General features: G+C 54.6%; 17 protein-coding genes. 11 read left to right on the top strand and 6 right to left on the bottom strand.

Annotated elements, in window-relative coordinates; translation table 11 throughout:
• Positions 1-64 precede the first annotated feature (64 nt).
• Positions 65-1,348: a YeaH/YhbH family protein gene (locus KOSB73_RS13870; RefSeq protein WP_004138302.1), complete on the top strand. Its 1,284-nt coding sequence runs from the start codon at positions 65-67 to the stop codon at positions 1,346-1,348.
• Positions 1,349-1,395: 47 nt separating this feature from the next.
• Here KOSB73_RS13870 and KOSB73_RS13865 read toward each other — a convergent pair whose 3' ends face one another.
• Positions 1,396-2,553 carry a glycosyltransferase family 9 protein gene (locus tag KOSB73_RS13865; RefSeq protein WP_064342480.1) on the bottom strand — a complete coding sequence of 386 codons (1,158 nt, stop codon included), beginning with the start codon at positions 2,551-2,553 and terminating at the stop codon, positions 1,396-1,398.
• A 361-nt stretch (positions 2,554-2,914) separates the two neighbouring features.
• Here KOSB73_RS13865 and dgcJ point away from each other — a divergent pair, with 361 nt between their 5' ends.
• From dgcJ to KOSB73_RS13850, 3 genes are all read left to right on the top strand, one after another.
• A complete protein-coding gene (gene dgcJ / locus KOSB73_RS13860; protein ID WP_098140593.1) occupies positions 2,915-4,417 on the top strand; it encodes a diguanylate cyclase DgcJ in 1,503 nt (500 codons plus the stop codon).
• Positions 4,418-4,444: 27 nt separating this feature from the next.
• Entirely contained in the window at positions 4,445-4,945 is a 501-nt protein-coding gene (locus tag KOSB73_RS13855; RefSeq protein WP_024359470.1) for a YbaK/prolyl-tRNA synthetase associated domain-containing protein, read from the top strand.
• A gap of 152 nt (positions 4,946-5,097) precedes the next feature.
• Positions 5,098-5,544 carry a DUF441 domain-containing protein gene (locus tag KOSB73_RS13850; RefSeq protein WP_004138309.1) on the top strand — a complete coding sequence of 149 codons (447 nt, stop codon included), beginning with the start codon at positions 5,098-5,100 and terminating at the stop codon, positions 5,542-5,544.
• Here the strand turns inward: KOSB73_RS13850 and KOSB73_RS13845 are convergent.
• The gene (locus KOSB73_RS13845) at positions 5,528-6,319 is read right to left on the bottom strand and encodes an AraC family transcriptional regulator (RefSeq protein ID WP_049089989.1); all 792 of its coding nucleotides are present in this window, start codon (positions 6,317-6,319) and stop codon (positions 5,528-5,530) included. The genes KOSB73_RS13850 and KOSB73_RS13845 overlap by 17 nt on opposite strands.
• A gap of 100 nt (positions 6,320-6,419) precedes the next feature.
• On the opposite strand from KOSB73_RS13845, the gene KOSB73_RS13840 reads away from it, so the two are divergent.
• Complete coding sequence (locus KOSB73_RS13840; RefSeq protein ID WP_098140592.1) at positions 6,420-7,604, top strand: CynX/NimT family MFS transporter; 1,185 nt, start codon at positions 6,420-6,422, stop codon at positions 7,602-7,604.
• A gap of 37 nt (positions 7,605-7,641) precedes the next feature.
• On the opposite strand, the gene KOSB73_RS13835 is transcribed toward KOSB73_RS13840, so the two are convergent.
• Complete coding sequence (locus KOSB73_RS13835; protein ID WP_064342476.1) at positions 7,642-8,334, bottom strand: CTP synthase C-terminal region-related (seleno)protein; 693 nt, start codon at positions 8,332-8,334, stop codon at positions 7,642-7,644.
• A 162-nt stretch (positions 8,335-8,496) separates the two neighbouring features.
• On the opposite strand from KOSB73_RS13835, the gene KOSB73_RS13830 reads away from it, so the two are divergent.
• A complete protein-coding gene (locus KOSB73_RS13830; RefSeq protein WP_004138316.1) occupies positions 8,497-9,006 on the top strand; it encodes a 2-thiouracil desulfurase family protein in 510 nt (169 codons plus the stop codon).
• Positions 8,993-9,337, top strand: coding sequence for a DUF488 domain-containing protein (locus KOSB73_RS13825; RefSeq protein ID WP_004138318.1), 345 nt, complete (start codon positions 8,993-8,995; stop codon positions 9,335-9,337). The genes KOSB73_RS13830 and KOSB73_RS13825 overlap by 14 nt, the downstream gene beginning before the upstream one ends.
• Here the strand turns inward: KOSB73_RS13825 and KOSB73_RS13820 are convergent.
• Entirely contained in the window at positions 9,332-9,571 is a 240-nt protein-coding gene (locus KOSB73_RS13820) for a putative hemolysin (protein ID WP_004138321.1), read from the bottom strand. The two genes, KOSB73_RS13825 and KOSB73_RS13820, sit on opposite strands and share 6 nt — an antisense overlap.
• Positions 9,572-9,868: 297 nt before the next feature.
• Here KOSB73_RS13820 and KOSB73_RS13815 point away from each other — a divergent pair, with 297 nt between their 5' ends.
• The 4 genes from KOSB73_RS13815 (at position 9,869) to KOSB73_RS13805 (ending at position 11,381) form a co-directional block, all read left to right on the top strand.
• Positions 9,869-10,882: a GGDEF domain-containing protein gene (locus tag KOSB73_RS13815; protein ID WP_098140591.1), complete on the top strand. Its 1,014-nt coding sequence runs from the start codon at positions 9,869-9,871 to the stop codon at positions 10,880-10,882.
• A gap of 57 nt (positions 10,883-10,939) precedes the next feature.
• Complete coding sequence (locus KOSB73_RS13810; RefSeq protein WP_004101234.1) at positions 10,940-11,041, top strand: YoaK family small membrane protein; 102 nt, start codon at positions 10,940-10,942, stop codon at positions 11,039-11,041.
• The gene (yoaJ, locus tag KOSB73_RS31500; protein ID WP_049250439.1) at positions 11,041-11,115 is read left to right on the top strand and encodes a protein YoaJ; all 75 of its coding nucleotides are present in this window, start codon (positions 11,041-11,043) and stop codon (positions 11,113-11,115) included. Before KOSB73_RS13810 ends, yoaJ begins: the two co-directional genes overlap by 1 nt.
• A 140-nt stretch (positions 11,116-11,255) precedes the next feature.
• The gene (locus KOSB73_RS13805; RefSeq protein WP_004138323.1) at positions 11,256-11,381 is read left to right on the top strand and encodes a hypothetical protein; all 126 of its coding nucleotides are present in this window, start codon (positions 11,256-11,258) and stop codon (positions 11,379-11,381) included.
• Positions 11,382-11,429: 48 nt separating this feature from the next.
• On the opposite strand, the gene KOSB73_RS13800 is transcribed toward KOSB73_RS13805, so the two are convergent.
• Positions 11,430-11,693 (bottom strand): DUF2534 family protein, encoded by a 264-nt coding sequence (locus KOSB73_RS13800; protein WP_004131510.1) that lies wholly within the window; start codon positions 11,691-11,693, stop codon positions 11,430-11,432.
• 128 nt (positions 11,694-11,821) lie between these two features.
• The gene (gene leuE / locus KOSB73_RS13795; RefSeq protein WP_049085394.1) at positions 11,822-12,460 is read right to left on the bottom strand and encodes a leucine efflux protein LeuE; all 639 of its coding nucleotides are present in this window, start codon (positions 12,458-12,460) and stop codon (positions 11,822-11,824) included.
• Positions 12,461-12,514: the final 54 nt, after the last annotated feature.

Raw genomic sequence — 12,514 nt, 5'->3', positions numbered from 1 at the left:
GATGGGCTGTTTTCCGCGCCTGAATGGCCGGGGCATAGTTGGCAAATGCAGTACAGGAGGGCATATGACCTGGTTCATAGACCGACGCCTGAACGGGAAAAATAAAAGCGCCGTCAACCGGCAGCGCTTTCTGCGCCGCTATAAAGCGCAGATAAAGCAGTCGATCTCCGAGGCCATCAACAAGCGCTCGGTGACCGATATTCAGAGCGGAGAGTCCGTCTCCATCCCAACGGACGATATTAACGAACCGATGTTTCATCAGGGACGCGGCGGCCTGCGCAATCGCGTACACCCCGGTAACGATCACTTTGTACAAAATGACCGTATCGAACGCCCTCAGGGCGGCGGTGGCGGTGGAGGCAGCGGTCAGGGGCAAGCCAGCGCCGACGGCGAAGGCCAGGACGAGTTTGTCTTTCAGATTTCGAAAGACGAATATCTCGATCTATTGTTCGAGGATCTCGCCCTGCCAAATTTGAAGAAAAACCAGCAGCGCCAGCTGACGGAGTATAAAACCCATCGCGCGGGCTATACCGCTAACGGCGTTCCCGCCAATATCAGCGTCGTTCGCTCGTTGCAAAACTCGCTGGCGCGGCGCACGGCGATGACCGCCGGTAAACGCCGGGAACTGCACGCGCTGGAAGAAGACCTTGATACCATTAGCAAAAGCGAACCGGCACAGCTGCTGGAAGAGGAGCGGCTGCGCAAAGAGATAGCCGAACTGCGGGCGAAAATCGACCGCGTCCCGTTTATTGATACTTTCGATCTACGTTACAAGAACTACGAAAAACGGCCAGAACCGTCAAGCCAGGCAGTCATGTTCTGCCTGATGGACGTCTCGGGCTCCATGGACCAGGCGACCAAGGACATGGCAAAACGCTTTTACATCCTGCTGTATCTGTTCCTCAGCCGGACCTATAAAAACGTCGATGTCGTTTATATCCGCCACCATACGCAGGCTAAAGAGGTCGACGAACACGAATTCTTTTATTCGCAGGAAACCGGCGGCACGATTGTCTCCAGCGCCCTGAAGCTGATGGATGAAGTGGTCAAAGAGCGCTACGACCCGGCGCAGTGGAATATCTACGCCGCGCAGGCCTCGGATGGGGATAACTGGGCGGACGACTCACCGCTGTGTCATGAACTGCTGGCGAAGAAGATCCTGCCCGTGGTGCGCTACTATAGCTATATTGAGATAACCCGTCGGGCGCACCAGACGCTGTGGCGGGAGTATGAACACCTGCAGTCGACCTTCGAAAACTTTGCTATGCAGCATATTCGCGACCCGGAAGATATTTATCCGGTATTTCGCGAACTGTTTCACAAGCAGACCTCAAAAGCGGACGGTTAAACTTTTCCCGACAGCCAGCACAGACGCTGGCTGTTTTTTATCCCGCCTTACCCGGCCCGCCCCTGTTGCAAAGTACCGGGATCAATCTCCGACATAATCAGGTCGGGCAAGCTCTCCAGCTGGTGCACCTTGCCGCACTTAACGATGATCTGCCGCGCCTTGTCGTATCCCGGCGCCCAGAGTCGATTATTCATCCGCACATCTTTGTAGACCGCGATAAGCGGTTTTTTCCACGCCGCCGCCATATGGACCACCGAAGTATCCGGTGAGATAACTAAATCGGCCTGGGCAATAAGCGCCATGCAGTGATGCAGCGTTTTAAACGGATTCACGCAGACCTTTTCCGCCAGGGGAATGCGGATTTCATCGCGGTGATCGAGCAGGATGATGTTGACGTCGGGATAATCCTGACACAGCCTGGCGATAAGCGCAGCCAGCTGCGTCTGCGACATACTACGGTCCTGATGCCCGGCAAAAATATTAATCACCACGTTACGCCCGTTCAGCGCCGCCAGATATTCACGAACCTGATGATTAACATCCTGCGGGATATGCAGGTCATAAGAGTGCAGATATTTCTTATCCAGCTGCAGATAATCAGCGATGATCGAAAATGTCTTGCTGACGTGCCAGTTTTCACAGTCAAAATCAAAAGACCGGGTATAGTGATTGATGGAAGGCCATTTATTAAATCCCAGTACCGACCTGGGTTTTATCTGCCGTAAAAGCAGCATGCGGTGAACCGGAATATCAAACAGCGACGGGTCAATTACAATATCGTACTTATTATTCGCAAGCTCATTAATAACGGAGCGAGGAACGTTATGGGTAAACTTACGCAGATAAGCCGCCGAGTCGACATTCTCAGCTTCATAAATATGGCGAATGTGTGGATTATCACGCATGACCTGACTGTTTGATTTCGTTAACAGAAAATCAACGGTCATACCTGCCTTATGGAGGCATTTAACCAGCGCTGAATCTACTACCACGTCGCCGATCGCCCCTTCATTACGCATTAGCAACACCGTTTTAACAGAGGTTAAATCAGCTTCGCGGCGCACGCGACTATCCCAGAACGCTTTAGCGATATAGACTCGAATGACATTGCGTATTTTCTTAAATAAATAATTACGACGCCTGTTTAGCTCCCTTATTTTTTTAAACTTTCGGGGGGATGCCTGCACCGCTGCGTTTTCCATCATCATAACCTCATTACCGCTATCAATAGTACCGCCTGTTACCCTGCTAAGGACTGGTGAAAATAAGAAAAGTTCGCTTGATAATTAACATTATTTCATTTTTAGCGGCGGCAGGATAGCCGCAGCGCGGTTATTGCAGCATATTTTATTGAGAACAAAATGAGTGAAAAATGAATTTAGTCGAATATTTACGATAGCCACATAACTTAGCGTCCTTATATTTAATCAGCTATTTATCTTCATTGCCGTTCGGTGATGACGCATGATGATGCTGGACAGACGACCAGTATGCTTATCATCGGTCGTGGCGCCACCGGGCCGCCCATGGTAGAATCATCTTAATCGTGCTGGCGAAATTATCATCATGAAATTACAGAATAAATTACTCCGTTATTTCATTTCTGCGGGGGTAGTTGTCCTGACATCTTCGTTTCTGGTGTATGAATTAGTCGCCAGCCATCGGGATATGTCAGAATACATGCGATATATCATCGAAAAGGGCGAATCCGCCTTTCTGTACGATAAATATCAAAATCAGCTCGTGATCTCCCAGGTCGCGCGAAAGCTGGATACGCATCCGACTGCCGAAAAAGCCCAACAGGCCTGCGCCAGCGTCGAGAACAAGGGTAAAGTCTTCGGCCTGAATATCGCCGGGCATACCTTCCCCGGGCTTCACGGTACGCTCAGTACCACGCAGGCGTCGTGCGGGCCATGGATCAACGCTCTCCCGGCGCTGCAGGCATTTGATGCCGCTATCGCCCAAAGCGATATGAACTCAGCGCTGAATGCGGCAACATTCAAATCAGACAAACGTTTCCGCTACTATCTTGATTTAGATAATAAGTATGCCTATTTCTATTCACCAATTGAGATAAAAAGCAATCCAGTCGCCAACTGGGACTTTCTTCACGACAGCAAACTGGGTATCACTCAGAACAGCCTCAACGGTTTACTCCGCGGCCGCACGCTGATTTCCAGCATCTATGCTGACGCGTTAACCGGGCAGAATATTTTGTCATTTTTAACCCCGGTTTATCATCGGGATCGGCTGAAGGGCATCGTGATGGTGGATGTCACTCGCCATGATATTGAGAAACTTCTTTACACCGCCGACCGCCCTTTGGTCTGGCGCTATCTCGACATCACGTTAACGGACTCCGACTCAACATCTGAAATCCGCGTACACCGCAGCAACACGCATTTTTTCAGCTATGCCCACCATAGCCAAAAGGTAGCGGAAAACCTGCATATTGCGCTGTCGCTGGATATGACCTATTTTCTGCTTAGCTCCTGGAAGCTATTCCTGTTTTACCTGATATCTACCGGCGTTTTACTGCATCTGGTACGCATGCACTTTCGTCTGTATATCGACGTTTTCAAAGAGAACATTAGTGATTCTTTAACCGGTCTTTACAACCGTAAAATTCTCTCCTCGCTGCTGGAATCCCGCATGCAAAAGCTTACCGAGCAGGGGGTGAATATCGTGTTTATGGCGCTGGACTGCGACCGGCTTAAATACCTTAATGATACCTGGGGGCACGACGAAGGCGACCGCGCGATTGTGCTGCTCGCGCAATCCATTTCCGCCGCCATCCGTAAAAGCGATTACGGCATCCGTCTGGGCGGCGATGAGTTCTTCCTGATCCTGATCGATTATGAGGAACAAGAGGCGCAAAATATCCCCGAGCGTATTCGCCAGCACCTGAGGGTAATTGACATTAACCGGCGCGTTAATTTCTCATGGGGCGCCTGCAGCATGGCGCCGGGGGATAGCCTGGCCGATGTAATGAAAATCGCCGATGCCCGGCTGTACGAAAATAAAAAGCAAAAAAAGTATCCTTACCCGGGGCGAGAAGAAGAATCTTGAGGTTTTATTGTGAAGGAAAAAATCGACATGAACGCGCCTGTAAGAATCAGTATTCATCAGCAGCTGCTAGCGCTGCTTAACCGCTCCCACGCCCGCTATCGGGTCGTTGAACATGAGGCCGTCGGGAAATGTGAAGCCGTGTCGAAGATTCGCGGCACCGCGCTGGGCCAGGGAGCCAAGGCGCTGGTGTGTAAAGTGAAAGGGCATGGCGTTAATCAGCACGTTCTGGCTATCCTAGCCGCCGATCTTCAGGCGGATTTAGCCCGGCTGGCCGAATACATCGGCGGCAGTAAAGCCTCGCTGGCCAGCCCGGCGGAAGTGGACGCCCTGACCGCCTGCGCGTTTGGCGCCATTCCCCCCTTCACTTTCCATCCGGACCTGCGGCTGGTCGCCGATCCGCTGCTGTTTGCGCGTTTCCCGGAAATCGCCTTCAACGCCGGGCAGCTTGATAAGTCCATCATCCTTGATACCGCCGACTATCTGCGCATTGCCCGTCCGGAACTGACCGCGTTTCATCGCCTGGCCTGATTGCCCCCCTGCTACGCTAAGGCCGCGGGTAGCAATCGATCGTGCAGATGCCTCAAATCGCGAGTCTGCGATAAAAAACCTGTTTACTTACGCGATTATGCGTAGAGTAAATGGGTTTTTCTTTTTTTATTTTTTGGCAAGGACCTCTGCACATGCTCGACACCACCCTGTTAATACTGCTGGGCCTGGCGGCGCTCGGCTTTATTAGCCACAACACCACCGTTGCTATTTCAATCCTGGTTTTAATTATCGTCCGCGTCACCCCGCTCAACGCTTTCTTTCCATGGATTGAAAAGCAGGGGCTGACCATCGGTATTATTATCCTCACCATCGGCGTGATGGCCCCCATTGCCAGCGGTACGCTGCCGCCCTCAACGCTGCTGCACTCCTTTGTGAACTGGAAGTCGCTGCTGGCGATTGCCGTGGGGGTATTTGTTTCCTGGCTTGGCGGACGCGGCGTGGCGCTGATGGGCTCGCAGCCGCAGCTGGTGGCCGGACTGCTGGTCGGCACCGTCCTCGGCGTCGCCCTCTTCCGCGGCGTTCCGGTTGGCCCGCTGATCGCCGCCGGGATCATTTCGCTGTTTATTGGGAAGTCGTAGCCAGGCTGGCAAGATAGCGGCCCGGCGTTTGCCCGAGGCCCTTTTTAAACATGGTAATAAAGGCGGTGGTAGAGTCATAGCCCAGGCTCTGCGCCGTCTGCTGTACCGTCTGCCCGCGGACCAGCATCTGCAGGGCGAGGATCAGCTGCAGCTGATGTCGCCAGCGGCGAAAGCTTAAGCCCGTCTCACGCACCACCAGCCGCGCCAGATTGCGTTCGCTCATGGCGAATTCCGCCGCCCACTGCGCCAACGTTTGCCAGCGGGCCGGGTCGACGGCCATCGTGTCCACCATCTGACGAATTTTTGGATGCCCAGAGACCGGCAGCTGCAGGTGCTCCTGCGGCTGCTGCGGGAGTTCATCGAACAGCACCTGCACCAGGCGGTTCATTGCCGGTTTAGCGAGTTCTGCCCTGCCGCGCTCGGCCATGACGAGGATAAGCTCGCGCACCAGCGGTGAAATTTTTAACGTACAGCAGAAAGCCGGCATCGCCGCCGCGTCGGGTTCAATAAACAAAAAGCAGACCTGCGCCTCCGGCGTCGCCCGATTGCTGTGCGGCACCTGTCCCGGCACCCACACCGCGTACTGCGGCGGCACCATCCACATCGCGTTCTCCACTTCGCAGGTCAGCGCCCCGTGAAGCGCGAGAATAAGCTGCCCTTTGCGGTGCTGATGGCGCGGAATGTACTGCTCGTCCGCGACAACCTGAATACGAAAAGCCGCCGCCGCTTCGTGACCGCTGTCCGGGTCGTAGCCGTCAAGGCCCAGTCCGATCATAAAAATGTCCGATTTTAGCGATAATCTGTCATTTTAGCTTGATTTAAACAGAGGACAAACAGGCTATTGTAACCGCCTCGTATTCTAGTTTGAGATAGCCATGAATTCTGCTTCACCTTCTGCCGATCGCCGTCATCTTGTATTGATTGCCGGTATTCTGCTTATCGCCACCACCTTACGCGTGGCTTTTACCGGCGCCGCGCCGCTGCTTGATGCCATTCGCAGCGAATATGGCCTCACCACCGCGCAAACCGGTCTGTTAACCACTCTGCCGCTGCTGGCCTTTGGCCTGATCTCGCCGCTGGCGGCGGCTGTCGCCCGCCGCTTCGGCATTGAACGAAGCCTGCTGCTGGCGCTGATCCTGATTTGCCTCGGTATTGCTCTGCGCTCCCTGCCCGTGGTCACGCTGCTGTTTATCGGCACCGCGATTATCGGCTGCGGCATCGCGCTGGGGAACGTTCTGCTACCAGGACTCATTAAGCGTGACTTCCCGCAGCACGTCGCCAAAATGACCGGCGCTTACTCTCTCACCATGGGGGGCGCGGCGGCGCTGGGTTCGGCAATGGTCGTTCCCTTGGCCTTCGCCGGGCTGGGCTGGCGCGGCGCGCTGTTGATGCTGATGGTATTTCCGCTGCTGGCGCTGTTTGTCTGGCTGCCGCAGTCGCGCAGGCAAGCCGCCGCGCCGCTGACCGGCTCCGGCGCCATCCACAACCGCGGGATCTGGCGATCGGCGCTGGCCTGGCAGGTGACGCTGTTTCTCGGGATTAACTCGCTGGTCTACTACGTCATTATCGGCTGGCTGCCCGCCATTCTGCAAAGCATTGGCTACAGCGAAGCGCAGGCGGGCTCCCTGCACGGGTTGCTCCAGCTGGCAACCGCCGCGCCGGGGCTGGCGATCCCGTTAATACTTCATCGGCTGAAAGATCAGCGCGGTATCGCAGTTCTGGTCGCCCTGATGTGCGCAGTCAGCGCGCTCGGATTATGGTTTTTACCCGGTCAGGCGGTGCTATGGACGCTTATCTTCGGCTTCGGGTCCGGCGCGACCATGATTCTCGGCTTGACCTTTATCGGTCTGCGGGCCAGCTCAGCGCACCAGGCCGCCGCGCTGTCCGGCATGGCGCAGACGGTGGGCTATCTGCTGGCCGCCTGCGGGCCGCCGGTGATGGGGAAAATTCATGATGCCAACGGCGACTGGCATATCCCGCTGATCGCCGTGGCGTTGATCTCAATTGCGATGGCGGTATTTGGCGCGCTGGCCGGTCGCGATCGGGAGATTAACGGCTAGCGCTACCGATGCCCGGCGACCGCCGCCGGGCGTTCGCTCACTGACTTGCCGCGCGTAAAAACGCGTGAACCAGCGGCGCAGGTCTGCCTTCCAGCGCGTTGCGCTCGTGCTGGAATAACGTGGCGACAAAGAACGGATGGGTCACCAGTTCTACCGCCCGAATCTCGCCGTCATCATCCCAGCCCGTGACCCGCAGGTCGCCCTGCTCCAGTTCGCGGGCAAAATCGTCGGCAATCCCGTAGCTGCAGTGATACCCCTCTTCAATGCTGTCGCGGCCATAGGCGCGGGAGATAAGCGTATTGGCGCGCAGTTCAATATTGTCCGACTTTTCCACCAGCGAGCAGCTTAACGGCGCAATCACCATCCGCCCTTCGGTATCGGTTTCGGCATGCGCGGCATCCTGCCAGCCCATAACGTTGCGCGCGTATTCAATAATCGCGTGCTGGAAGCCGCCGCAGGTGCCAAGGAACGGAATACCGTTTTCCCGGGCGTGGCGAATAGCGATAAAGGCGCCTTCGGCATTTTTATAGGGGCTGGCGGGAACCACCCAGATAGCATCGTAATCGGCGAGGTCATCAGCGGATTTTATCTCACTGGTGGACAGCCAGTCATAGCGCAGCGGCAGTTCCAGTACGGCAGCGGCATCATCAATCGCCAGCGGAATCGCTTTATGGGCAACGACGTCGGGGTTGTAATCACCGACCAGAGCAATACGCAGGGGGGAGTTCATAGCAGGATCCTTATGTCATAGCGATTATCAGGCAACACAAGGAGCCTCAGGTTAGCGATCTCCACGGCAGAACACAATCCTTATTTTGTCTGCCCTTGAACGCGGGTAATTTACTCTAACTGGCGTTATGGTATTGGGCAAACAAACGGCTATGGATGCACGATGAAGGACAAAATTCTGGTTAGCGCCTGCCTGATGGGCTTTCAGGTTCGCTATAACGGCAGTCACAAAGCCCAACTGGCTAACGCGCTGTCTCGCTGGCAGAGCGAGGGGCGGCTGGTCACCCACTGCCCGGAGCTGGCTGCGGGGTTGCCCATCCCCAGACTACCGGCGGAGATCCTGGACGCACAGGGAGCGGACGTTATGCGAAATCGTGCTCAAATTGTCGAAAGCGACGGCCAGGACGTCACCGCGCACTATCAGCTGGCCGCCTGGCTGGCACTAAAAGCCGCGCAGGAGGAAGGCTGTACCGCGGCGCTGCTCACCGACGGCAGCCCAACCTGCGGCAGTCAGTTTATCTATGATGGTACCTTTAACGGACGGCGCAAACCCGGAGCCGGCGTTGCCGCCGCCCTGCTTCGCGAGAACGGGATTACGGTATTTTCCGAACAGCAACTGCCGCAGCTGCTTGCCTGGATGAAACAAAGGGAGAGTGACGATGATTCAATGTAAACGCGTTTATGACCCGCAGGAAGAGAGCGACGGCTACCGTATACTGGTAGACCGCCTGTGGCCGCGAGGAATAAAAAAAGAGGCGCTCAATTACGCTGAGTGGTGCAAAACCCTGGCGCCATCGACAGATTTACGCAAGGCTTTTCACGGCGAGACGCTCGATTTTGCCCACTTTAGCCAGCGCTATCGCCAGGAGCTTGAGGCCCATCGTGATGAAGGCGAGCGCCTGGCCGCGCTGGCCCACCGGCAGACGCTGACGCTGCTCTACGCGGCGAAAAACACCCGGCATAACCATGCCCAGGTGCTGGCTGACTGGCTGAAAGCGCTATGACTTAGCCGGATGATCGCGGCGCCAGAGCTCCCATTCATCTAACGTTTCACCACCGGGTAGCTTGCACTCGGTGCGCACGCCCTGCGGGCTTTGAATGGGAACCTGTTTCCCGCCCAGCTGCTGACAGTAAACCGAAGCCGGGTTAGCCATCCCTACCGGATGTGCTTGCTGTGTCGGCTGAGTCTGCGCGCATCCGGCAAGCGCCAGTGGCAGCATCAGTATCATCCCCTTCATTTCTGCTCCTTAATTGATGAAAACGGTCTTTGGTCCCGAATCTCCACGGTTTCTCCATTTTAGCTGCACTTTTGCGTCGTAGAGTACCCCTGTTCTCGAACTGACCAGAGAACAGATCATTCCATAATCAATGAGTTTTTCCCCGTCGCCCCCGACGGGGCTTTTTTTCCCGCCGCGGATGCAGGTATTCTCCTAACAGATGTGTTAAATTTTATGTATCTATGTTAATTCTGCGCTGATTGTTGTTTAGCATAACTTGCTGGTAGTTATGATTAGCGTTCGGGAGCCGTATTCCTCATGTCCGATTTTATTCTCGCGCGCGTGACGCAAACGCTAGCCAATGAACACTCCCTCGAAGCATTGGTGCGACAGCTGCTTGAGATGCTGGAGCTTGTTACCCGAATGGAATCCACCTACCTGACGCGTATTGACTTCGACGCGCAGCGACAGCTGATTATGTATGCGCATAACAGCAGCGAAATGCAGATCCCAGAAGGGTTCTCCGTCCCATGGAACGACTCGCTATGTAAACGTGCGCTCGACGAGCGTTGCCTTTTCAGTAACGATGTCGCCGAACGCTGGCGTTCGTGTATCGCCGCGCAGGATTTGGGCATCGCCACCTTTTTTAGCATTCCTGTGCGCCTGACCGACGGCTCATTATTCGGCACGCTGTGCGCCACCAGCCGGGTAAGACAACCCTATAACCTTGAGGGTGAGCAGGTCATGAATTTGTTCGCGAACCTCATCGCCCACTACGTTGAAAAAGAGACGCTAGTGCAGCAGCTTCGCTCGGCCAACGTCGCGCTTGAAATGCACTCATACACTGATGAGCTTACCGGTTTACCGAATCGCCGCTCGCTGTTTAAGTATCTTGCCGCGCAGTTTCCGCGGGCCCGCGAGCAGCGGCGCAGCATGCTGCTGATTTTTATCGATCTCGACGATTTTAAAGCAATAAATGATCGATTCGGCCATCCGTGCGGCGATAACTTTCTGATTCAGGTTGGCGAACGTCTGGCGGCTCACGTACGCGGCGGTGATATTGTCGGCCGTCTCGGCGGCGATGAATTTTTAATTGTCGGACCGGGCCCCGAATTAGCCGACCAGCAGGAGTATATCGCCGCGTTACGTCAAGCGCTGACGGGGATCTATTTCCTTGGCGAGCACCGGATTAACTACCCGGGGGCCAGCTTTGGCGTTATTGAGGCCGACCCGCAGCAGATTGACGTAGAACAGGCGCTACGCGCCGCCGACGACGCGATGTATCTGGATAAGCAGTCTCGTCGTCAGGGAAGATTTTTTCATATTGACTAATCTACGGTGAAATCCCGTATGATATTCGCCACGACTTGCACTTACAGGGGCTCAATAATGAGGCTGGGTATTCTATTTCCGGTGGCTATTTTCATCGTCGCCGTTGTTTTTCTGGGCTGGTTTTTTGTCGGCGGCTATGCGGCGCCAGGCGGAGCGTAATGAAAAAAAGCACCATTATTATGCTTATTGTCGCCATCGTCGCCCTGGCGGGGACGCAATTGGGTTGGTGGTAAATCCAGGAATATTCGCGCCGCTCTTCGGCAAAGATTGCAGAATTATCTCATCTACTCAATAACTTAAAAGAATACACTCACATCATCAGCCGATACCGCATGGCCGTTTCTGCGGACGGATTTAACTGGAGAAGTGAGAAATGAAAAAACCGATCGTGTTGCCGTTGATTCTCGCGCTTTGCACGCTGTTATCGGGATGTATTGTCGACCCAGGCTATCACCACCATCGCCACCATCATCATCATGACGACAGAGACTGGCGATAAAGCGGACAACATCATAAGGCGAACTTCGGTTCGCCTTATTGCATGGGATCAGTCCCGACGGTCGGAACCTAAAAAGAGGAAACCCAGCGGGATAGAGAACAGCAGCGTAAACACAATGCTATAAACCGTCACCATCGCCCCCTGCAGGAAGAACATTGACGTCGTCCACTCTGAGTAAGGCATATTGTATTCGCTCACCACGCCGCCGAAGGTCGCACGCCCAACCACGATAAGCGCGATGGCGAATATCGCCGCTATCGACAAAAAGAACTTCTTGCTATTTTTATTGCTGGTGAGTTTCTGCAGAATCATCCGGGTTCCCTTTTTTCTGAACGATAATCGGCTGTATATGTAACACCAATGCAATCAAAATTGAAGGAGTTTTGTTACAAGAAAGAGCCAATCGCTATCGGGCCGGTCGCACGTCCCGGCCGCAACGATTACGACTGCAGCGTCGCCAGACGGGCGGCAAAACCAACAAATACAAGGCCTATCAGACTGTTGCCGATTTTCGCCAGTTTCTTTTTCGTCTTCACGTAACGCGTAACGAACGAGCCGGAGAGGATCAGAAAGCTCATATAGATGAAGCTAATAATCTCCAGGGTCAACGCCAGGATAAAGAACGCCAGCCCGGGCGTTTTGGCGCTGACGTCAATAAACTGCACGAAGAATGAGACATAAAAAAGAATGGCCTTTGGATTCGTCAGGCTGAGGGTCAGCGAACGTTTAAGAATCGCGCTCCCCGGCTCGGAATCAGCAGACGAATGACCGTCACGCTGGGTTAACACCGCGTAGAGCATCTTACCGCCCATCCACAGCAGATAAATCGCCCCCAGGTATCGAACGATATTGAACAGTACCGGCGTGGTCTTGATAAGCGTCGCAACCCCGGCAAAAGCCAGGAACATCAGCACCGCATCACCGATAAATACGCCAGCGGCCGCCAGATACCCTTTCCTGACGCCGTGGGCGACGCCGGTCTTGAGGACAAAAAAGGTATTCGGGCCGGGAACCAGGATGATAAAGATAGCCCCAACCAGGTAGGTCAGGTAATTCAGTACACCAAACTCAGCGAACACAACGCACTCCTTCGCTTACAACAAAATATGATCCCGCGCACGTTAACGCAACCG

Source organism: Klebsiella grimontii (assembly GCF_900200035.1).
In the GTDB taxonomy this organism is placed as follows: domain Bacteria; phylum Pseudomonadota; class Gammaproteobacteria; order Enterobacterales; family Enterobacteriaceae; genus Klebsiella; species Klebsiella grimontii.
Note: the sequence above shows the minus strand (reverse complement) of the source record. Positions and strands in the feature narration are given on the sequence as shown.